The 22,033-nt window shown below is 61.0% G+C and carries 19 protein-coding genes; 1 reads left to right on the top strand and 18 read right to left on the bottom strand.

The annotated features are described in order from the left end of the window. Positions 1–177: 177 nt before the first annotated feature. The 7 genes from F599_RS0102490 to F599_RS0102525 all read right to left on the bottom strand — a co-directional run bounded on the left by F599_RS0102490 (position 178) and on the right by F599_RS0102525 (position 9,285). Positions 178–1,482 carry an S-layer homology domain-containing protein gene (locus F599_RS0102490; protein WP_019541952.1) on the bottom strand — a complete coding sequence of 435 codons (1,305 nt, stop codon included), beginning with the start codon at positions 1,480–1,482 and terminating at the stop codon, positions 178–180. Positions 1,483–1,759: 277 nt separating this feature from the next. Beyond that, a complete protein-coding gene (gene smpB, locus F599_RS0102495; RefSeq protein ID WP_019541953.1) occupies positions 1,760–2,230 on the bottom strand; it encodes an SsrA-binding protein SmpB in 471 nt (156 codons plus the stop codon). A 60-nt stretch (positions 2,231–2,290) separates the two neighbouring features. After that, entirely contained in the window at positions 2,291–4,987 is a 2,697-nt protein-coding gene (gene rnr / locus F599_RS0102500) for a ribonuclease R (protein WP_019541954.1), read from the bottom strand. An 83-nt stretch (positions 4,988–5,070) separates the two neighbouring features. Then, complete coding sequence (locus tag F599_RS0102505) at positions 5,071–5,820, bottom strand: alpha/beta hydrolase (RefSeq protein ID WP_019541955.1); 750 nt, start codon at positions 5,818–5,820, stop codon at positions 5,071–5,073. A gap of 91 nt (positions 5,821–5,911) precedes the next feature. Then, complete coding sequence (gene secG, locus F599_RS0102510; RefSeq protein WP_033368959.1) at positions 5,912–6,124, bottom strand: preprotein translocase subunit SecG; 213 nt, start codon at positions 6,122–6,124, stop codon at positions 5,912–5,914. Positions 6,125–6,260: 136 nt separating this feature from the next. Next, positions 6,261–7,688, bottom strand: a complete 1,428-nt coding sequence (pyk, locus tag F599_RS0102515) for a pyruvate kinase (protein WP_019541957.1) — start codon at positions 7,686–7,688, stop codon at positions 6,261–6,263. A gap of 322 nt (positions 7,689–8,010) precedes the next feature. After that, a complete protein-coding gene (locus F599_RS0102525; protein ID WP_019541958.1) occupies positions 8,011–9,285 on the bottom strand; it encodes a hexokinase family protein in 1,275 nt (424 codons plus the stop codon). Between the two features lie 142 nt (positions 9,286–9,427). Between F599_RS0102525 and F599_RS13435 the strand changes: the two genes are divergently transcribed. Next, positions 9,428–10,264: a flagellar filament capping protein FliD gene (locus F599_RS13435; protein ID WP_071592832.1), complete on the top strand. Its 837-nt coding sequence runs from the start codon at positions 9,428–9,430 to the stop codon at positions 10,262–10,264. A gap of 140 nt (positions 10,265–10,404) precedes the next feature. On the opposite strand, the gene F599_RS0102535 is transcribed toward F599_RS13435, so the two are convergent. The 11 genes from F599_RS0102535 to scfB form a co-directional block, all read right to left on the bottom strand. Further along, positions 10,405–10,950 (bottom strand): hypothetical protein, encoded by a 546-nt coding sequence (locus tag F599_RS0102535; protein ID WP_019541960.1) that lies wholly within the window; start codon positions 10,948–10,950, stop codon positions 10,405–10,407. Positions 10,951–11,111: 161 nt separating this feature from the next. Beyond that, positions 11,112–11,504, bottom strand: a complete 393-nt coding sequence (gene dhaM / locus F599_RS0102540) for a dihydroxyacetone kinase phosphoryl donor subunit DhaM (protein WP_019541961.1) — start codon at positions 11,502–11,504, stop codon at positions 11,112–11,114. Between the two features lie 18 nt (positions 11,505–11,522). Then, on the bottom strand, positions 11,523–12,146 hold the full coding sequence (dhaL, locus tag F599_RS0102545; protein ID WP_019541962.1) for a dihydroxyacetone kinase subunit DhaL: 624 nt from the start codon (positions 12,144–12,146) through the stop codon (positions 11,523–11,525). Positions 12,147–12,235: 89 nt separating this feature from the next. After that, a complete protein-coding gene (gene dhaK, locus F599_RS0102550) occupies positions 12,236–13,225 on the bottom strand; it encodes a dihydroxyacetone kinase subunit DhaK (RefSeq protein ID WP_019541963.1) in 990 nt (329 codons plus the stop codon). A gap of 277 nt (positions 13,226–13,502) precedes the next feature. Then, positions 13,503–14,507: a GGGtGRT protein gene (locus tag F599_RS0102555; protein ID WP_019541964.1), complete on the bottom strand. Its 1,005-nt coding sequence runs from the start codon at positions 14,505–14,507 to the stop codon at positions 13,503–13,505. A 48-nt stretch (positions 14,508–14,555) separates the two neighbouring features. Further along, the gene (locus F599_RS0102560) at positions 14,556–15,251 is read right to left on the bottom strand and encodes an iron-sulfur cluster assembly scaffold protein (protein ID WP_019541965.1); all 696 of its coding nucleotides are present in this window, start codon (positions 15,249–15,251) and stop codon (positions 14,556–14,558) included. 71 nt (positions 15,252–15,322) lie between these two features. Then, positions 15,323–16,852, bottom strand: a complete 1,530-nt coding sequence (gene gpmI, locus F599_RS0102565) for a 2,3-bisphosphoglycerate-independent phosphoglycerate mutase (protein ID WP_019541966.1) — start codon at positions 16,850–16,852, stop codon at positions 15,323–15,325. A gap of 28 nt (positions 16,853–16,880) precedes the next feature. Beyond that, positions 16,881–17,630, bottom strand: a complete 750-nt coding sequence (gene tpiA / locus F599_RS0102570; RefSeq protein ID WP_019541967.1) for a triose-phosphate isomerase — start codon at positions 17,628–17,630, stop codon at positions 16,881–16,883. Between the two features lie 180 nt (positions 17,631–17,810). Next, entirely contained in the window at positions 17,811–19,022 is a 1,212-nt protein-coding gene (locus F599_RS0102575; protein WP_019541968.1) for a phosphoglycerate kinase, read from the bottom strand. A 194-nt stretch (positions 19,023–19,216) separates the two neighbouring features. Further along, positions 19,217–20,233, bottom strand: a complete 1,017-nt coding sequence (gene gap, locus F599_RS0102580; RefSeq protein WP_019541969.1) for a type I glyceraldehyde-3-phosphate dehydrogenase — start codon at positions 20,231–20,233, stop codon at positions 19,217–19,219. A gap of 271 nt (positions 20,234–20,504) precedes the next feature. After that, positions 20,505–21,902: a thioether cross-link-forming SCIFF peptide maturase gene (scfB, locus tag F599_RS0102585; RefSeq protein WP_019541970.1), complete on the bottom strand. Its 1,398-nt coding sequence runs from the start codon at positions 21,900–21,902 to the stop codon at positions 20,505–20,507. Positions 21,903–22,033 lie beyond the last annotated feature (131 nt).

Below are 22,033 nucleotides of genomic sequence, written 5' to 3' on the forward strand. Positions count from 1 at the left end.
TTCATTATAGCAGAACAGACAGGCATCCGTCCATCAGCGCAGGAAAAATGGCAGATGAGGAGAAATATTTCCGCAGACTACGAGAAAAACGGAGGAACCCACCAGATGAACGCATAGAAAAAAGCCCCCGCCGAAGCGGAGGCTTTTGAGGGGAGAACAGATGTGAGTGTCTGTCGATTAGAAGAAGACCTCGACACGGCCCCAAAGGGTGTTCGTGTCACGGTTGTCATCGATGGACTTGCCGTCATAGTACTTCACAGACGTCACGATGTTCTTGAACGGAGCCCAGTTGGCACCGACTTCCCAGCCCTTCGTGCCAATCGTAGCGGCATCTTCCGTGCCGTACCAGCTAGCGAAGTCGCCGAGGTAACGGTATGCGGCATAAGCGCCCCAAGTGCCCTTGTTTTCTTTCTGCGCGCCCTTGTAGCTGTAGATGGCCTGCCAGCTGTGATCGAGGTTGTCCGCCTCCGTGTTCTTCGCATAGGAAGCGAAGAGCGCGCTCACGCCATCGAAGCGATAGCCAGCGTTGAGGGTCCAGATGTTGGCCTTGTCCGTCTGACCATTCTTCTTGTAGGACTCGAGCTTAAACCAATCATCGTGAACGCGGTCAAAGGCGCCCTTCAGGTTCTCATCGTCGAAATGATAGTATGCAGCGCCGCCATAGAGTTTGCTCTTGGCCGGAGCATCATACTGGAGGGTCAGGCCCTGGAGGTTGCCAGCCTGATCGTCAACCAAAGAATAGCCAGTGTAGTGCAGGCGGCCAGCATAGAGCGTCGCCTTGAGGTCGCTACCGAACGTCACGTTCGCACCGGAGAGTTTCGTATCGAAGACGAGGCCCTGCTCCGGCGTGTAGAACTCGAACTTACCGAGCTGCGTGCTGAAGTTCTTGTAATCTCCCTGCGCGTAGATGTGCTGGAGCGTGACCTTTTCGCTGTCCTTGTAGCCGCTGTCCGTGTCGAGGTACGTCGTCGCATCGAGACGTGCGTTCACATGCCAGTGATCGTTGACCTCAGCGTTCGGCTCGAGGCGGAAGAGCATCTTGTCATCATTGACACGATCAGAAGGATCCGTCTTCGTCTTGTCAGCGCGCCGACTCGTGTACGTGTACTCGATCTTGCCGTTCCACTTCACCATGTCAGCGTTGCGCTCGAGGTTGGAGACGCGGACGCCGAGGTTGTTGAGCTCATCAGCGAACTCAGCGGCGAGCTTGTCGATCATGGCCTTGTCAGCAGCGGAGACGTCCGTCTTTGCCATTGCCTTTGCGACCATCTGCGCCATCTCGTAGCGCGTGATGTTCTTGTCGCCCTGGAACGTCGTATCGCCATAGCCCTCGATGACGCCGTCCTGCGCGAGCTGCGCGACAGCATCGTATGCCCAGTGGTCAGCCGGGACATCGGAGAACGGATTAGCAGCAGCGAACGTCGTGGACGCTGCACCGACGACGATCGCCGTCGTGAGTGCGGATACGAGAGTCTTTTTCATGAGAAACTCCTCCTTAGATAGATGAAATCTTCTATCTGACCCGAAACAAGTTTCCCAGAAAGTTTCCATGTTTCCTTTTCGGTATTTTGTTTCGTCTCAGATGTGTTTAGTATATCTTTTTTCTCATTTTTCGGCAAACATTCTCACGTTCTATTTTTCATCGTAAAAGAAGATTTTATGAAACAGGCTATCTTTTTCTTTGTCCTTTTTAGTTTTTCTCTATATCGCTAGAAAGCTATATTTAATATGTTTTATTTGAATCTCTTTACTGTTTCACTCAGCGCTGTCTCTCCTTCCACGCGCGCTCCATCTCCCGGCGATCCGCCTTCTGCTTGAGGTCCTGCCGCTTATCGTAGTTGTGCTTGCCAGAGGCGAGCGCGAGCTCGAGTTTCGCGCGGCCGTGCTTGAAGTAAATCTTGAGCGGCACGAGCGTCCAGCCCTTTTCGCGCGTCTGGCTGAAGAGCTTTACGATCTCCGCTTTGTGCAGCAGGAGTTTCCTGCGGCGCAGGGGATCGTGGTTGAACTGGTTGCCCTGGTCATAGGGGCTCACGTGCATGTTCTCGAGATAGATCTCGCCGTCCTTGATGAGGGCGAAGCTGTCCTTGAGGTTCGCCTTGCCCGCACGCAGGGATTTCACCTCGGTGCCGACGAGCTCGATGCCCGCCTCGTAGGTCTCATGGATGAAGTAGTCATGGCGCGCCTTGCGGTTCTCGCAGACGATCTTGATGGGGATGTTGTTCTTGCCCATGGTTTCACCTCTCGCAAAAAGGACTGCCGCATCCGCGGCAGCCCATGTCTTTTCTTTTTCTTATTTGCTGTCCTTCGTCCCGTCCTCGGTCTTGCGGTGCGGGCGGGGTTTCTGGCGCTCGGCGCTCTTCGCCTTGAGGGCGTTTTCCTCCTCGCGCTGCTTGCGCTCGTGGTAGCCCGGCGGGTCCGGCCAGACGGCCTTGTTGAGACCGGTGACGCGCACGCGCTGGTAGTCCTCGCGCTCGCGCTTCTCACGCCTTACAGGCGTTCCCCAAGCGCCGGCGACGCGCTTCTCGATGCGCTTTTCGCGGATGTCCTTGCGGCGGCTGCCGCGCGGCGCGCTCGTGTGCTCGCCGACGGAGCGAGAGACGCGCTCGCCGCTCGGGCCTTTGCCGCGGCGCTGCGCGCCGTGCTGCGGACGATGCGCGGCCTCCTGGAAGGCCGCTGCGAGTACGCTCTCGCCCCTCGCGCCGCCGCGCGGCCTGCGGCCCTCTCGGCTGCCTTTGTTGCCTTTGTCGCCGCTCGGGCGCGGGCCTTTGCCGCCGCCCTTACCGCCGCTGCCGCCTTTGCGGCCGCCGCCCACGGCGTTCTTCATCGCCACGGGGTCATAGGCGCCGTTGTCCTTGAGCACGAAGTCGAGGTTGCGCTCCTTGGCGTTCGCGCGCACGAGCAGCACTTCGACCTCGTCGCCGAGGCGGTAGCGCTGCTGCGTGCGCTCGCCGACCATCGCGTACTGCTCTTCCTTGTACTCGTAGTAGTCGTTGACCATCGTCGAGACATGCACAAGGCCCTCGACGCCGTTGTCGAGCTCGACGAAGATGCCGAACGCCGTGACGCCCGAGATGACGCCCTTGAACTCCTCGCCGACGAACTGCGCCATGTACTCGATCTTCTTCATGTCGGTCGTCTCGCGCTCCGCCTCGATGGCGACGCGCTCGCGCTGGGAGGCCCAGTCCGCGATGTCGGGGAGCGCCGTGCGCAGCTTCTCCTGGCGCTCGCGCGGCAGCGTGCCGCCGTCCTCGAGCGTCTCGCGCAGCAGGCGGTGCACGATGAGGTCAGGATAGCGGCGGATTGGCGAGGTGAAGTGCGTGTAGTAGCGCGCGGCGAGGCCGAAGTGGCCGAGACTCTCCGCCGCGTAGCGCGCTTGCTGCATCGAGCGCAGCGAGACGGTCTCGACGATGCGCGCCTCAGGCTTTCCCTTGACCTTTTCGAGCACCTGCTGCACGTCCATCGGCCGGATGTGGCCCGCCTCGTCCTGATGGACGAAGAGGCCGAACGCGCCGAGCAGGTTGTTGAGGTTCTCGATCTTCTCCTCGGTCGGCTGCTCGTGCACGCGGTACATGAACGGCAGTTGCTTCTTATCCATGTGCTCGGCGACGGTCTCATTCGCCGCGAGCATGCACTCCTCGATGATGGACTCGGCGAGCGAGCCCTCGCGCTTGATGAGGGCGATCGGGTGGCCCTTCTCGTCGAGCTTGACTTTGACCTCGGGGATGTCGAAGTCGATGGAGCCGCGGCGGTGGCGCTTGGCTTTCATGACGTTCCGCAGCTCCTCGAGCGTCTCGAGCATCGGCAGGAGGTCGCGCTGCGCCTCGACGGTCTCGGGGTCTTTGTCCACGAGGACCTTGTTGACGATGTTGTAGGTGAGGCGGCGGTAGACGTGGATGACGGCAGGCACAATCTCGTAGCTCGTGATCTCGCCCTCGGGGCTCACCTGCATCTCGCAGGCCATCGAGAGGCGGTCGACGCCCTGATTGAGGCTGCAGATGCCGTTGGAGAGCGCGAACGGCAGCATCGGGATGACGCGGTCGACGAGATAGACGCTCGTGCCGCGCTCGCGCGCCTCGCGGTCGAGCGGCTCGCCCTCGCGCACGTACCAGCTCACATCGGCGATGTAGACGCCGAGGAAATAGGAGCCGTCTGCCTTCTTCTCGACGTAGACGCCGTCATCGAAGTCCTTGGAGTCATCGCCGTCGACGGTGACGATGGTGAGGTCGCGGCGGTCGCGGCGGCCCTCGTACTCATCGGGCGAGGGGTTCTGCTCGATGTGGTCCGCGGCGTACTGCACGTCCTCGGGGAACTCCTGCGAGAGGTCGTACTGGCGCATGACGGAGAGCACGTCGACGCCCGGATCGCCCTCCTTGCCGAGCACCTCGACGACCTTGCCCTCCGCGTTGTGGCGGCCGGACGGCCATTTCGTGATCTCGACGACGACTTTGCTGCCCGTGCGCGCGCCGCCGAAATGCTTTTTCGGGACAAAGATGTCGTTATTGAGCTTCGTGTTGTCCGGCGTCACGAAGGCGAACGTCTTGTTGCTCTCGAACGTGCCGACGATGCGCTCGTTCGCGCGCTCGATGACGCGGATGATCTCGCCCTCGCGCGAGCGGCCTTCCTCCTCAGGCGGCTTGACGCGCGCCACGACGCGGTCGCCGTGCATGGCAGTGCCGAGCGCGACGCCCGGCACGAAGACGTCCGTGTCCTCCTCCGTCTCCTTGATGTCGGGGATGATGAAGCCGAAGCCCTTCGCCGTCATCGTGAGCTTGCCGACGACGAGGTGCATGCGGCTCGGGATGCCGTAGAGGTCGCTGCGGTTCTTGATGACGAGCGCCTCCTGTTCCAGCGCTTCGAGCGCCGCGGGGAAGGCGACCTGTTCCTCTGCCGTGAGGTTCATGCCTTCAGCGATATCCTCCGCCAGCATCGGGCGGAAAGCATCCTCCTTCATATAGGTGAGGATGCGGTCTTTCAGATTTGTTTCCATATAATTCCTTTCACGATTCTTTCTCATTCCTCCCGGCGTCCGCCAGGATATGGCAGGCTGCACCCCCGCAGCAGCAAGCGCATCTAGCGCGCTCCGCCCTGCGCGAGGAATTCCGCAGTCTTTGCAAAGACGGTCTGCCGTTCCACGTCGAGCGGCAGCAGATGGCCGGAGTGCTCCAGCCAGACGAGCTCCTTCTCACGGCTCGCGATATGTTCATAGAGATAGCGCGCGCTCTCTGGCGCCGCCGTATGGTCGCACTTGCTGTGCATGATGAGCGTCGGCTGCGTGACCTCTCCGAGATGCGCCTTCATGCGCGCGATGACGCCGAGGAGCTCATGCACGGAGACGAGCGGCATGCGCGCGTAGCTCTCGTTCACCGCAGGCGGCACATCGCGCATGCGCCGCCTGCGCTTCGGCGCGTAGCGCCCCGCGCAGAGGGCGCGCGGCGGCAGCTGGTCAGCGCCGCGCTCCGGAGCGATGTCCACAGGCGTTGCGAGGCTCACGATGCGCTGGAGCGGCTGCTCCATCGCGAGCAGGAACGCGAGCACGCCGCCGAGGGAGTGGCCGACGACGGAGAGCGTCCGCGTGCAGCCGCGCAGGAGCGCCGCACCGTCGCGCACGGAGTCGAGCCAGTCCTCCGCCGTCTGGCGGCTCAGATCCTCCTCGCTCGTCGCGTGGCCGGCGAGCCGCACGCCGAGCACAGTGCAACCCCGCGCCTGCAGAAACCGGCCGAGGAGCAAGAGATCGGCGGGACTCCCCGTGAAACCATGCACGAGCAGCACGCCCTGCGTCCCGCCCGGCAGGAAAAACGGCTCCGCACCGGAACAAATCATCCATCCTCGCCCCTCTATCTCAGACCAGCGGCGCGTCAGGCGCCACATGAAAAAACGCCCTCGCCCCACACGGCAGAGAACGTCTCCTTTATCACGATGTCATGCGGGCAATCACAATGGTGATGACGGCGAACAGGACCGCGAGGACCACCGTCACACGGGCAAGCAGCGCATCCATGCCACGTGCCTTGCTCGAGAAGACAGTATCCGCGCCACCGCCGAGACCGCCCATGCCGTCCGACTTCGCCTCCTGCCCGAGCACAGCGGCAATGAGCGCAATGCAGACAAGCGCATCCAATATCATCAATAAGGTCAGCAACCCGAGTCCTCCTCTACGCACAAGTTACATCTTATCATACCACAAGGCACGCAGGAGTGGCAAGCAAAAAGAGCCGCCAGACGGCGGCTCTCACATATTCTCCTATGAAGAGGTTCTGTACTTACACCTGATAGACGCGGATCATGTTCGTGTTGTTGCCGACGCTCGTCTTGCTCTGGAGCTTGATGCCGGAGGTGATGATCGTCGTGTCACCGCGCTTGAGGTAGCCGCCCTTGACGGCAGCCGAGGCAGCGTTCGCGATCATCTCGTCGACATCGTTCCACTGCGTGCCGAGGATGGGATAGACGCCCCAGCGCAGATTGAGCTGGCGGACGACCTTCTCGTGCGGCGTGTAGGCGACGATGGCCGCTTTCGGACGGTAGCGGGAAACGACCTTCGTCGTGTAGCCGCTGTCGGTCGGCGTGATGATGGCGGGGACGTCGAGCTCCCAGGCCATCTGCACCGTCGCATGCGCCACGGCGCGCGTGCGGGACTGCATGTGCTCGAAGCCGCGCTCGACGAAGAGCTCCTTGTACTCGAGCGAGCTCTCGATGCGCTGCGCGATGCGGTTCATCGTCGCGACGGCCTCGACCGGATAGTCGCCCTGCGCCGTCTCGCCGGAGAGCATGATGGCGTCCGTGCCATCGAGGATGGCGTTGCCGACGTCGGAGACCTCGGCGCGCGTCGGACGCGGGTTCGACGTCATGGACTCGAGCATCTGCGTGGCGACGATGACGGGCTTGCCCGCCTTGTTGCATTTCCGAATGATCTCCTTCTGGATGAGCGGCACGTCCTCCGCGGGCACCTCGACGCCGAGGTCGCCGCGCGCGACCATGATGCCGTCGGAGACCTCGAGGATCTCGTCGAAGTTCTTCACGCCTTCGAGGTTCTCGATCTTCGGCAGGATCTCCATATGGCCGTTGTGCTCCTCGATGAGCTTGCGGATGGCGAGCACGTCCTCCGGGCGCTGGATGAAGGAGGCCGCGACGAAGTCGAGATCTTGCTCGCAGCCGAAGACGATGTCCTTCGCGTCCTGCTCGGAGATCGGCGGCAGGCCGAGCGAGACGCCCGGCGCCGCGACGCGCTTTTTCGTGCTCATCTTGCCGCTGTTCTGGATGGTCGTGATGATGTCCTTGCCGCGGATCTCGTCGACTTTGAGCGCGACGAGGCCATCGGAGAGCAGCAGCGTGTCGCCCGGCTTCACCTCGGTGTAGAGGCCCTTGTGGTTGACGGAGACATGCGTCTCGTCGCCCGGGATATCCTCATACGTCAGTGTGAACTGGTTGCCCTTCTCGAGCATGACCTTGCCGTTTTTGAACTCGCCGAGACGCATCTCGGGGCCCTTCGTATCGAGAATCAGGGAGATGACTTTGCCCGCTTTTTTCGCGGCCTCGCGCACCATGTTGATGCGGCCGAGATGCTCCGCGTGGTCGCCATGTGAGAAATTGAAACGCGCGCAGTTCATGCCGTTCGCAATCAGCGCGTCGACGACGCCCGGCTTCTCCGTCGCAGGGCCCTGTGTGCAGATGATTTTCGTCTTTTTTAACATATACTTCCCGCCTTTTCTCGGACCGCCACTCCATACACTATGGTCCGAATACCAGTTTGCTCATGGGGAACGGTTACCCTTTTGCCCTTATCGTAACACTCTTCCCTTTGGCAAGTAAAGAGGTTTCCGCATGATTTTGGCCGGATTTGGAGAAATTTTTTGCTCCCTAGAGCAGTTGTTATTATTGTTTCTGATTGCGTGTATACAGTATAATATATTTTATTAATTCGTAGCGAAATCATGATTTATAAAATTTATGAAAAGATAATCCTGTGATTTCCTGCCTGCAGCGCCCAGCAGGCCGCACCGCCGAGAGAGCTTGTCACTCACCTCGCTCCCCCTGCCCCAGGATGCCGGCGATGGCCGCGCCTCTGCCGGAGGCATCCCGCACGAGACAAAGGGAAAGCCCCTGCGCCGTCTCCTCGCCGAGCAGCAGCGCGAGCGTCTCCTGCATGGTCGCCGCGACGCCGGGCATGTGGGCGAAAACAGCGCCGTCGACGGCAATCGTCTGCGGCGCAATGCGCGGCTGCCTGTCCGCAGCCGCGCGATGACGCAGCACGGCGGCAAGCGTCATAGCGGCGAGGCGCGCCGAACGGCGGATGAGCGCGCGGGCGAGCGTGGCGAGCGACGCGGCGGAGGGGAGCGGCCGCCCGCCGGGGAGCGCCGCGAGCGTCCCTTGCGCGGCCTCCCCCACCATCTCGGCGGAGAGCGGCGGCAGGGTAGCATCGTGCAGCCCTTCGCGCAACACGCGCGTCAGGAGCTCGCCGAGATAGCGCCCGGAGATCATCTTCTCGAGCCGCTGCGCGCCCGGCTTCGCGGAGGCCGCGTCGAGCTGCCTGTCGTACGGATTCTGTGGGAAATGGCGGAAGCTCCCCGACTCGATGTTGTAGACCATCGGCGGCCGCTGGCCGCCGAATGTCTCGAGGTAGCAGCTGTTGAAGCCCGTCGCGTAGATGGCCGCAATCGCTGTGCCCGGCGCGCAGAACGCGGCGGCGAGCAGCACGGCAGCCGTATCGTTGAGGATGGCCGTCGGCTGCACGCTTCTGAGTCCCGCCCGCGTGAGCGCCGCGCGCAGCTGCGCGTTGACATAGGCGCCCTCGACGCCCGGCACCGAGATCTCCTTCGACCAGACGATGAGACGCGCGTCGCTGAGACACCGCTGCCGCGTGCCGAAGGAGAACGTATGGCCGAGCGGCAGCGGGTCCTCAGGCCGCGCGCCGCCCCGCGCGAGTGCCTCGCGCACGAGATCCACAAGGAAGTCGAAGAGCGCCTCCGCCGTCTCCGCGTGCGTCACATCATACGCGCCGGGCGCGCGGAGCGGACGGCGCACCTCGCCGCGCACATGGCAGCCATCCGCCGCGAGCTCCACGAGCGCCGCGCGCGCGTTCGTCCCGCCGAAATCGAGCGTCACGGCCCGCCCGCGCTCGCGGCCCGTCGGCAGATCCACGTAGCAAGGCTCCATGTAGAGCGAGGACGCCGCCGGCTGCCGCAGCCCGAGTGCCATCTCCTCCTCGAAGCGCAGCATCCCCTGCCGCAGCGCGTCGTCCGTCACGCGAAACTGCGCGGCCGCCTCGTCCAGCCATGTCTCATCTGTCATCGTATATCTCCTCCTCACGACTGCCCGTCCACGACGGGATTTCTGGATGATTTCTTGCTGATTTTTATGAAAACACCTGTTTCCTGCGATATAATAGAAGGAGAGATCTTCTCCGACATCACCACGGAAGGAGGTGTGATTCATGTCTACGATTTCCTCTATGGCGAACAACACGTACATGATGTACAAGTTCGCCGCCAAGGCCGGTCTCAGCCCCACAGGCGGCACGACGAGCTCGAGCACGCTTTCGGGGCTCAGCAGCTCCTACGCCAAGGCGAAGAGCGGCACAGCCGCCCTGCCCTATGACGAGTCGTCCGCTGCCTCTGATATGCGGACGCTCTCGAGCATCCGCGAAGGCTATGCCGGTCTCGTGAGTTCCTACACCGAGACGAAGACGACGTTCAACACGGAGATGAAGTCGACGCTCTCCGACCTCGCGGGCTCCGCCGCGAGGGTCGCGAGCATGAGCTACGATTTCTCCGCGAGCGACATCCAGACAAACGCCGCCGGCAAGACGACGTACAGCGATGGCCTCAAGAGCGCCATCAGCAGCGTGAAGTCGCTCGTCTCGGACTACAACGACGCCCTCTCGTTCTTCTCGGACAACAAGGACGTCTCGAAGCGCGCGAGCGCGCTCGCGACGGAGTTCGCTGATACGACCTACCGCGCAGATTCCTACCGTGCCATCGGCATCAATGTCGACAGCAAGACGGGAGCGCTCACCCTCGACGAGGACAAGCTCGCGAAAGCGCTCACGACAGAGAGCAGCCGCGCGGAAAACCTGCTGGGGAAAAACGGCCTCGCCGGCAAGGCGCAGAGCCATGTCGGCCTCGCCAAGTTCCAGCAGGATAAAGTGTTCCCCTCCATGCAGAGCATGATTGGCGGCGAGATGACCGTCGCCTCGCTCTATACGGGACGCACGCTGCAGAACATCTCGAGCTTCGTGACGACGGGCAACCTCATCGACATGCTGTTTTAGGGAACTTCCTTAAGGAATCACTGATTAATGCAAGGATTTTACCACTTCATAAATCATCGTTTCCTTAAAAAATGGCAAAAATGGCTGCGATAACGTGACTTCGCGTTATCGCAGCCATTTTTATGCCATGCGTTCTGCGCTCAGGCGCCGATGTCGACCGTCGCACCGCGAGAGACGCTGCCGAGGCTCGCCGCCTGCTTGTAGGCGCTCGCAACAGCCGCGAACTTCGCGCTGACCTGCGCGTTGGCCTGCTGAAACTTGCTCGAGCCGAGTTTCGTCTCATCGCCGAAATTCGATACCTTCGTGTAGGAGGCCGCCTTCTCCATGCTCTCAGAGACATTGCGCTGGCCCTGCTCCGATGCAGCCTTGACCGTCTGCTGGAACTTGCTCGAGCCGAGTTTCGTCTCCGTGCCGAAATTCGACACGGCATAGTAGCTCTTCGCCTTGTCCATGAGCTCGGACGTCTTGTTCTCGCCGATTGTCGCGATCGTCTCGTTGCCGCGCTGGAACTTGCTCGTGCCGATCTTCGTCTCGTTGCCGAAATTCGACACGCGCGAGTAATCTCCCGCTTCCTTGGAGATCCTCGACGCCTGCTCCACGCCCTGCGTATGGACGTCGCGGTTCAGCTGCTGGAACGTCTTCAGCGTACTGTAGGACGCACCGGCACCGATCCCTGAAATACCCATAAAGCTATCCCTCGCTTTCTTGCTGCTTCATCCCTGGAATGATCCCTGGGTATCATAAGAGGCACACGCTCTTACTCTGCCTATATTATAGAAGGATATGACAAAAAGGACAAGTGCCGGAACGTCTTATTTTCGCATTGGTCGCGCGGTAGCCGCTTCCCTCAGGCGTCGGCTGCAATCTTATGGACCTCGCGCGCCTCGCCGATCTTCGCTGCGATATCATCGAGGCTCGTCTCCATCTGCGCTTCGACGGCCGCGAGGACGGCGCCCTCGACGAGCGGGGCGTCGAGCATGCGGATGCGCGTATCGTCGAGCGCCTCGCAGACCATCTCCGTCGTCATGACGGCGCTGCCCATGTCCATGAGCACGCCCACGCCGTCTCCCTGGTCAACCTCCTTGACGGCGGCAGCGATGCGCTCGAAGCTCGTGCCGAGGCCGCCGTCCTCAAGACCACCCGCAGCGGCGAGCGGCGCCTCCGCCGCCATCATGCGGGCGATCTCCACGACGCCTTCCGCGAGTTTCTTGCTGTGCGATACGATGACAATCCCTACCATGGTTTTCGTGTCCTCCCGTCAAAGTACGCGCGTGATCTCCTCGAGCATCATGAGAGACGACATCGCGCCTGGGTCCTCATGACCGATGCTGCGCTCGCCGAGATAGCTCGCGCGGCCCTTCGTCGCGATGATCGTCTTCGTGTAGGCGACGCCGTCCTTCGCGGCGGCGACCGCCTCGCCCATCGCCGTCTTGAGGTCTTTCCCCGCGGCGAGGGCTTCCTTGAGCGCCTTGAGCGCCGGGCATTGCGCGTCGAGCATCGTCTTCTCGCCCTCGTGCGCCTTGCCGCGCATCTTGATGCCCTCGACACCCGCCTCGAAGGCCGCCGCGAATTTCGCCGCGTCGATGTCCGTCTCACCCTTGAGCGCGCCGCCCGCCTTCATGAACGCCGTGCCGTAGAGCGGGCCGGAGGCGCCACCGACGTTCGAAACGAGCGCCATGCCGACGCCCTTGAGGATGGCACCGAGGTCCTTGTCTGCGAGCTGCGGCAGCTTCTGCTCGACGGCCGCGAAGCCGCGCGCGAGGTTGATGCCGTGGTCGCCGTCGCCGATGGCATTGTCGAGCTCCGTGAGGAATTCCTTCTCCTTCTCCATGCGCTTGGCGATCGCCTGCATGATTTCTACCATTTTCTTGTTGTCGATCATACTCTGTTCCCTCGATCCTTGTTCTCCCGGAAGACGATTCCGGGGAACCGCAGTCCCCCGGAAACAAGTGCTCCCGTATCTTTGCTATGTTACTTATGGATGGCCGCCGTGTCCGCCGGTGCGTCGTAGAGCTTCTTGAGCTCATCGTCGAGGCGCAGCAGCGTGAGCGAAAAGCCCGCCATCTCGATGGACGTCATGTAGTTGCCGACCATCGTATCGTAGACCTTGATGCCCTTCTCCTTCAGGTAGTCCTGCACGAAGTTGTTGATGATGTAGAGCTCCATGAGCGGCGTGCCGCCCATGCCATTGACGATGACGACGACTTCCTTGCCCGCGTAGTCGATGTCCGCGAGGATCTTGTCGAGGAGGTGCTTAGCGATGTCGTTCGCCTTGGCTAGCTTCTCGCGGTGCGTTCCCGGCTCACCGTGGATGCCGATGCCGATCTCCATCTCGTCCTCCCCGAGCTCGAATCCCGGCTTGCCCGCTGCCGGTACCGTGCAGGGCTGGATCGCCATGCCCATCGTGCGCACGTTCGCGATGACCTTCTCGGCGACGCTCTTGACCTCCTCGAGCGACGCGCCCTCCTCAGCCTTCGCGCCCGCAATCTTGTGCACGAGGATCGTGCCCGCCACGCCGCGGCGGCCCGTCGTGTAGAGGCTGTCCTTCACGGCGACATCGTCGTTGACGACGACGTAGTCCGCCTTGATGTCCTCATCCTTCGCCATATCGACGGCCATCTCGAAGTTCAGCACATCGCCCGTGTAGTTCTTGACGACGCAGAGGACGCCGGCGTCGGTCGCGACTGCCTTGATGCCCTCATAGACCTGATCCGGCGTCGGCGAGGTGAATACCGGCCCCGCGACCGCCGCGTCGAGCATGCCCTCGCCGACGTAGCCGCCGTGCGCGGGCTCATGGCCGCTGCCGCCGCCTGAGACGAGCGCGACCTTCCCCTGTTTGCGTGTCTTGCGGACGACGATGTTGCCGGCCTCGAGTTTCTCAAGCTTCTCCGGACGAGATTTGACGAGTCCCTGGATCATTTCCTGTTCGACATTTTCGACCTCGTTGATGAGCTTTTTCATAGAAGATAACCCCCTTGAACGCAAATTATCAGAATTGTTTCCGATTCCCAACACAATCAGTATAACAAGAAACAGAATAAAATTCAAGGGAAATACCAGGTAATTACACATTATTTCATCTTGATTTTCTTCTTATCTGTCCCTCAACTGACGCTGCGATGGCGCGAGGTGGCAGACACCTTCAATCCAGACTGCCGCTGTGATGTAAAAAAAGAAGGGACGCCGCAAAGCTGCGGCAGTCCCTTCTGATGGAAACACGCGTTTCCTTGATGCCAGATTATTTATTCATGGCTTCCTGCACGGCAACCGCGACGGCGACCGTCATGCCGACCATCGGGTTGTTGCCAGCGCCGATGAGGCCCATCATGTCAACGTGTGCCGGCACGGAGGAGGAGCCTGCGAACTGCGCATCGCTGTGCATGCGGCCCATCGTGTCCGTCATGCCGTAGGAAGCAGGGCCTGCGGCCATGTTGTCCGGATGGAGCGTACGGCCCGTGCCGCCGCCGGAAGCAACAGAGAAATACTTCTTGCCCTTCTCGATGCACTCCTTCTTGTAGCAGCCAGCGACAGGATGCTGGAAGCGCGTCGGGTTCGTGGAGTTGCCCGTGATGGAGATATCGACGTCCTCCATGTGCATGATGGCAACGCCTTCCTGCACGGAGTCAGCGCCGTAGCACTTGACCTGGGAACGCTCGGGATCCTTGCCGTAGACGATCTTGTCGACGACGTTGACCTTGTTGGCCTTGTAGTCGTATTCCGTCACGACATAGGTGAAGCCGTTGATGCGGCTGATGATCTGCGCAGCATCCTTGCCAAGACCGTTGAGGATGACGCGCAGTTTGTTCTTGCGCACCTTGTTCGCCGTCTTGGCGATGCCGATGGCGCCCTCAGCAGCCGCGAAGGACTCGTGGCCAGCGAGGAAGCAGAAGCAGCCGGCCTCCTCAGAGAGGAGCATCGCACCGAGGTTGCCGTGGCCGAGGCCGACCTTGCGGTGGTCAGCAACGGAGCCCGGCACGCAGAAAGCCTGGAGGCCCTCGCCGATGGCCTTTGCGGCCTCGACTGCGGACTTGACGTTCTTCTTGATGGCGATGGCAGCACCGAGCGTGTAAGCCCACTTCGCATTCTCGAACGCGATCGGCTGGAGATCCTCTACGATCTGATACGGGTTGATGCCCTTGTCGGCGCAAATCGTCTTTGCGTCCTCGATGGAAGCAATCCCATACTGTTTGCAGACTTCGTTGATTTTGTCAATACGGCGCTCATAGCCTTCGAATAATGACATTCTATTCATTCCTTTCGATATGCGTACCAATATCTCGTGAGAGGCTTCTTACTCTTCGCGCGGGTCGATGAACTTGACACCATCGGCGAAACGGCCCTTCGTGCTCGTGTTCGCCTTGATCGCCTCGTTGGCATCCTTGCCCTGACGGACAGCCTCGAGGACTTTGCCGACCTGCACGACTTCGTAACCAACAATGCGGTTCTCTTCATCGAGCGCGAGTTTCGTGACGTAGCCTTCTGCGAGTTCGAGGTAACGCGGGCCCTTCTTGAGCGTACCGTAGAGCGTGCCGACCTGGCTGCGGAGGCCCTTGCCGAGGTCATCGAGGCCAGCGCCGATGGGCAGACCGTCATCGGAGAACGCCGTCTGGCTGCGGCCGTAAGCAATCTGGAGGAAGAGCTCACGCATCGCCGTGTTGATGGCATCGCAGACGAGGTCGGTGTTGAGCGCCTCGAGCACCGTGAGACCCGGGAGGATCTCAGCCGCCATCGCCGCGGAGTGCGTCATGCCAGAGCAGCCGATCGTCTCGACGAGGGCTTCCTGGATGATGCCGTCCTTGACGTTGAGCGTCAGCTTGCAGGCACCCTGCTGCGGAGCGCACCAGCCGACACCGTGCGTGAGGCCGCTGATGTCCTGAACGTTCTTGGATTTGACCCATTTGCCTTCTTCAGGAATGGGAGCAGCGCCATGATGAACTTCCTGCGCTACACATGCCATGTCTTCCACTTTCTGTGAATAAGCAATCATTGTTCATATTCCTCTCTTTACTAATAGAATACAGAGCTTCGACCCTACCGGGCGTTACGCAAATCCGAACCTCAAAGCTCGACGAGGTTCTTGCCCGTCATTTCCTCCGGGATGTCGACGCCGGCGAGCGTGAGGAGCGTCGGCGCGATGTCAGAGAGCGCGCCGTCCTTGACGGATTTCACGCGGTCCGAGACGACGATGAAGGGAACGGCGTTCGTCGTATGCTTCGTGAACGGCTGGTTGTTGACGTAGTCCATCATCTTGTCCGCGTTGCCGTGATCCGCCGTGATGCAGACCTCGCCGCCGACTTCCTTGATGGCCGCGACAAAGCGGCCCACGCAACTGTCGACCGTCTCGACGGCCTTGACGACTGCCGGGAACACGCCCGTGTGACCGACCATGTCGCAGTTCGCGTAGTTGAGGATGATGAAGTCGTATTTGCCGGAACGGATGGCCTCGCAGACCTTGTCCGTGACCTCGACGGCGCTCATCTCCGGCTGGAGATCGTAGGTCGCAACCTTCGGGCTCGGCACGAGGATGCGATCCTCGCCCTTGTACGGCTCCTCGACGCCGCCGTTGAAGAAGAACGTGACGTGAGCGTACTTCTCCGTCTCCGCGATGCGCAGCTGCGTCATGCCGTTGTCCTGGATGACCTCGCCGAGCGTCTTTGCGATGGACTCCGGCGGGAACGCGACCTTCGCGTTCATGCCGTCCTCGTACTGAGAGAACGTCGCGAACGGGATCTTGAGGCTCTCGTCGCGCTCAAAGCCGTCGAACGTCTCATCGACGAACGCATGCGTGAGCTGACGCGCGCGGTCGGGGCGGAAGTTGAAGAAGATTGCGCCGTCACCGTTCTTCATGCCGCGGTAGCCCTTGACGACGAACGGAACGACGAACTCATCGTTGACGCCGCTCGCGTAGCTCGCCTTGAGGCCCGCGACCGGGCTGTCCGCTGCGACGCCCTCGGCGTGCGCGATGGCCTCGTAGGCCTTCTGCTCACGATCCCAGCGATGGTCACGGTCCATAGCGTAGTAGCGGCCGCTAACCGTCGCGATCGTGCCGACGCCGATCTCCTTGCACTTCGCCTCGAGCTCCTCGAGGTACGGCTGCGCGCTCTGCGGCGGCACATCGCGGCCGTCGAGGAACGCGTGGACGTAGACCTCGGAGACGCCCTGCTGCTTCGCCATCTCGAGCAACGCGTAGAGGTGACCCTGGTGGCTGTGCACGCCGCCCGGGGAGACGAGGCCCATGAGATGAACCGCGCCGCCCTTTTCCTTGGCATCCTTCATGATGGAGACGAGCGCCTCGTTCTTGAAGAAATCGCCGTTCTTGATGTCGCGCGTGATGCGCGTGAGCTGCTGGTAGACGAGGCGGCCCGCGCCGATGTTCGTGTGGCCGACCTCGGAGTTGCCCATCTGGCCGTCCGGCAGGCCGACGAACTCGCCGGATGCCTGGAGGTGACTGGAGTTATAGTTTGCGAGGAGGCCGTCGAGGACCGGAGTCTTCGCTTTCTCCACCGCGTTGCTCTCATCGAGTTTGCCGCCGAGACCGCAGCCATCCATGATGATGAGTGCGACCGGTGCATTTTTGAGTTTTGCCATGCTTTGACTACTCCTTCTGAATAGCGAATTAGTAGTTGACGATCTCGCTGAAGTCCTTCGCCTTGAGGGAGGCACCGCCGACGAGCGCGCCGTCGACGTTCGGCTGCTTCATGAGGTCTTTGATCGTTGCGGGCTTCACGCTGCCGCCGTACTGGATGCGGATGCTGTCCGCAGCCGCCTGGTTGAACTTCTCGGCAACCGTCTTGCGGATGTGCGCGCAGACTTCCTCAGCCTGCTCGAAGGATGCCGTCTTGCCCGTGCCGATAGCCCAGATCGGCTCGTAGGCGATGACGAGTTTGCCAGCCTCCTCAGCGGAGAAGCCGTCGAGCGCAGCCTTGACCTGGCCGGCAACGAAGTCGAGATACTCGCCTGCTTCGCGCTGCTCAAGGGACTCGCCGCAGCAGATGATCGGCGTGATGCCAGCCTTGAACGCAGCATGCGCGCGCTTGTTGACACCCTCGTCCGTCTCGCCGAAATAGCCGCGGCGCTCGCTGTGACCGAGCACGCAGTAGTCGACGCCGATCTCATTGAGCATCGGGCAGGAAATCTCGCCCGTGAACGCGCCGTGATCTTCCCAATGAACGTTCTGCGCGCCGACGTGGATGTTCGTGCCCTTGACAGCATCCGCGACAGCTGCGAGCGCCGTCGCCGTCGGGCAGACAACGACCGTGACGCTTGCGTCCTTGACGAGCGGTGCGAGCTCTTTGACGAGCTTCGTGCCCTCGGCAATCGTGTTGTTCATTTTCCAGTTGCCAGCGATGATCGGTGTTCTTGCCATTTCTTTTTCCTCCTGAATTTCCTTCATATACGAGAGGCTCGGCGCTGCCGCTCCCAGCCATCCGGAAGCGGCAGCCGCTCTGCCTCAGTTCCCTAGACAGAAGTTCCGGCGGCAGAGATTCTGCCGCCTTCCCTTCTGCACCCTTGCAGATCTGCCTGCACGCCGATAGAGTAGCGTGTCTTATTTGTCAGCGAGCGCCGCGATGCCCGGCATCTCTTTGCCCTCGAGGAACTCGAGCGTTGCGCCGCCGCCAGTGGAAACATGGGAAATCTTGTCCGTAAGGCCCGTCTTCTTGAGCGCTGCCACGGAGTCGCCGCCGCCGACGATGGAGGTAGCGCCCTCCTCCGTTGCCTTGGCCACAGCCTTGGCGACTGCGAGCGTGCCCTGTGCGAAATCGTCATACTCAAACACGCCCATCGGACCGTTCCAGATGACCGTCTTAGCACCGGCGAGTGCCTTCGTGTACTCCTCGCTCGTCTTCGGGCCGGAGTCCAGAGCATCCCAGCCAGCCTCGACCTTGTCGACATCGACGATCTTCGTCTGGCCTTCCGTCGCGTAGCGCTTGTCAGCCGGGAACATATTGGAGACCTTGAGATCGACCGGCAGGACGACCTTGACGCCCTTGTCAGCGGCCTTCTTGAGGAGCTCGCGCGCGAGGTCGTACTTGTCCGGCTCGCAGAGGCTGTCGCCGATGGGCAGGCCCTTTGCTGCGTCGAACGTATGCGCCATGCCACCGCCGATGATGATGGTGTCGACCTTGTCGATCATGTTGCTGATGACGCCGATCTTGTCGGAGACCTTCGCGCCGCCGATGATGGCGACGAACGGACGCTGCGGATTCTCGAGCGTCTTGCCGATGTAGTTGATCTCCTTCTCCATGAGGAAACCGGCAACCGTCTCGAGGTACTTCGGCACGCCTGCGTTCGAGGCATGCGCGCGATGGGAGACGCCGAACGCGTCATCGACCGCGAGGTCGCAGCCAGAAGCGAGCTGCTTTGCGAACTCGGGGTCGTTCTTCTTCTCTTCCTTGTGATAGCGGAGGTTCTCGAGGAGCAGGACATCGCCCGGCTTCAGCGCGGCCTTCGCTGCGTCTGCCTCAGCGCCGACGCAGTCGGACGCCCACTTGACATCGCGGCCCAGCAGCTCGGAGAGGTGCTTGACGAGGTGCTTCGTCGAGAACTGCGGCTCACGCGCCTCCGTCGGACGGCCGATGTGGCAGGCGAGCACGAGCGCCGCACCGTGGTCGAGCAGGTAGTTGAGCGTCGGCAGCGTGCGCACCATGCGCGTGTCGTTCGTGATGTTCTGTTCTGCATCGAACGGGACGTTGTAGTCTACGCGAACGAAGACCTTCTTGCCGTTGACGTCTACATCTTTGATGGTTTTTTTGTCCATTCTGTATTACGCCTCCATAGGAAACTTTATGACCGGAGCGGTGCCGCCATACAGGCGGGGTGGCGCCCCGCGGGGGATGATCCGGCGTGCTCCATGTCGGCGCAGACGGTCTCCCCATAAAAGATTAGAGGTCCGGCCCAAACTTCGGCCGGACCTCTAGAGATCTTAGTCTTGATTCAGCTGTCGATCAGAGATTACTTGACTTCCTCAGCGAAGTACTTGATCGTGCGAACCATCTGGCTCGTGTAGCTGTTCTCGTTGTCGTACCAGGAAACGACCTGAACGAGCGTATTGCCATCCGCCATCGGGCTGACCATCGTCTGCGTTGCATCGAAGAGGGAGCCGTAGCGCATGCCGACGACATCCTTGGAGACGATGTCGTCCGTGTTGTAACCGAAGGACTCCGTGGACTCCTTCTTCATCTGAGCGTTGACCTGGTCAACCGTGACGTTGCCCTTGACGACAGCGTAGAGGAGCGTCGTGGAGCCCGTCGGGGTCGGAACGCGCTGTGCAGCACCGATGAGCTTGCCATCGAGTTCCGGAAGGACGAGGCCGATGGCCTTTGCAGCACCGGAGGACGTCGGAACGATGTTCTCGGAAGCTGCGCGGCTGCGGCGGAGGTTGCCCTTGCGCTGCGGGCCATCGAGCGTCATCTGGTCGCCCGTGAACGCATGGATCGTCTGCATGATGCCGCTCTGGATCGGAGCGAGGTCATTCAGAGCCTTTGCCATCGGAGCGAGGCAGTTCGTCGTGCAGGAAGCAGCGGAGATGATCTTCGTGCCAGCCGGGATGGACTTGTGGTTCGTGTTGAACACGATCGTCGGGAGGTCTTTGCCTGCCGGAGCGGAGATGACGACTTTCTTAGCGCCAGCTTCGAGATGTGCGGAAGCCTTCTCCTTGGACGTGTAGAAGCCCGTGCACTCGAGAACGACATCTACATCATGCTTCGCCCAGGGGATGTTCTTTGCATCTTTCTCGGCATAGATCTTGATCGTCTTGCCCTTGACCGTGATGCTGTCCTCGCCAGCCTCAACCGTGTCTGCATACTCGTACTTGCCCTGAGAAGAATCGTACTTCAGCAGGTAAGCGAGCATCTTCGGGCTCGTGAGGTCGTTGATCGCGACGACTTCATAACCCTCAGCATCGAACATCTGGCGGAAAGCGAGACGGCCGATACGACCAAAACCATTGATAGCAACTTTTACTGCCATTTGAAAAATACCCCCTAAAGAATATAGAAGTTCCCGGCTCTCAGACCGGATATTTCGGGCAGCGCGGAACCGCTCTGCCGAAACTACACAGCAGTGCTTTGCGGCTTTTCTCCAGCAAAGCTCTTACATGTCTAATCATACAATATTCTGACACGGATTGTCAACGTATTTATCATAAACATCAGCAATTACATCAGCCAGTTTCCGGACGAAAAAGAACCGCGCATACCGGTGATTTTCGGCCTTGCGCGGTTTCTATTATAAATGCTATTTATGCATCTTGTTCTTTCTTATTGTTTTCGAGTGCGAGCAGCGACTGCACGAGAATCGCGCACTCAAGACGTTTCTTCTGGATGGCGCAGCCGATCTCGTACGGCTCGCGGATATCGCCGTGGAAGAGGTCGGCATTCGCATGACAGCCGCCTGAGCAGAAGAACCTCGCCCAGCAATCACGGCATTTCTCCTTGTTGAGCACGTGGCTCTCGCGGAAGTATTGCGAGAGTTCGGGGCGCGTGACGCCCTCGCGGAGCGAGCCGAGGCGATAGCCCTCGCGGCCGACGAACTGATGGCAGGGATAGAGATCGCCGTTTTCCGCGACGGCGAAATACTCATGGCCTGCGCCGCAGCCCGAAAGGCGCTTCGCGACGCAAGGGCCGTTTGAAAGATCCATGTTGAAGTGGAAGAACCAGAACCCGTGCCCCGCGCGGCGGCGCTCCATGTAGGCGTCGACGAGCCGGTCGTACTCCGCGTAGACGCGCGGCAGATCCTCCTCGGTGATGGCGTAGGGGCTGTCCTTCAGGACGACCGGCTCGAGCGAGAGGATGTCGAAACCGGCGTCATGCATGGAGAGCACGTCATTCGTAAAATCGAGGTTGTTGTGCGTATAGGTGCCGCGCAGATATGTGTAGACGCCGCGGTAGTCGTAGCTGCCGCCCTTGCGACTCTCAATGCAGCGGCGGAAATGCTCCACGATGCGATCGTACGTGCCGTGCCCGCCGACATCGGGGCGCATAGCGTCATTGACCTCCTTGCGCCCGTCGAGCGAGAGCACGAGGGAGAAATCGTTCTCATTGAGCCACGCGATGTTCTCGTCGTTGAGCAGCATGCCGTTCGTCGTGAGCGTGAGCTTGAATTTCTTGCCTGTCTCCTGCTCCTTCTGCCGCGCGTAGGCCGTGACCGCCTTGACCGTCTTCATGTTCATGAGCGGCTCGCCACCGAAGAAGTCGACCTCGCAGTGCTTGCGCGGGCCGCTCTTCTCGATGAGGAAGTCGATGGCCGCACGCCCGACCTCGGGCGTCATGACCGCGCGTTCCTGGCCGTAGCTGCCGCCGTCGCCGAAGCAATACTTGCAGCGCAGATTGCAGTCCTGCGCGACCATGAGGCAGAGCGACTTGACGAGGCCGTGCTGGCGGAACGTCGGCGGGACGTCGATGTCCGGCGCGAAGAGCTCCTCGCGCGCCATGAGCTCATGGAGCTCGCCAAGCGCCTCGCGGATGTCCGCCTCGGGGTACGCGTGCGCCCAGGCGCAGATGGTCTCCTCATCGTTTTCTCCCGTGAACGTGTCCATGAGATCGTAGATCATCTTGTCGATGACATGGACGGCACCGCTGTTGACATCGAGCAGGATGTAGGTGCCGTTCTGCTCGAATTTATGGATTTTCGCTTTCATTCGTTCTCCTCTAGGGGACCGCAGCCGCGCCGTTCGCAGCGCACCGTCTCTCCCCAGGAGGAACGGGCCGCCCCCGGCTGCGCCATGGAAAGGCACCGCCGGGCGCCAAGGCGAGGCAAGGAATCGCATAG

Source organism: Selenomonas bovis DSM 23594, assembly GCF_000381005.1.
Taxonomy (GTDB): Bacteria; Bacillota; Negativicutes; order Selenomonadales; family Selenomonadaceae; genus Selenomonas_C; species Selenomonas_C bovis.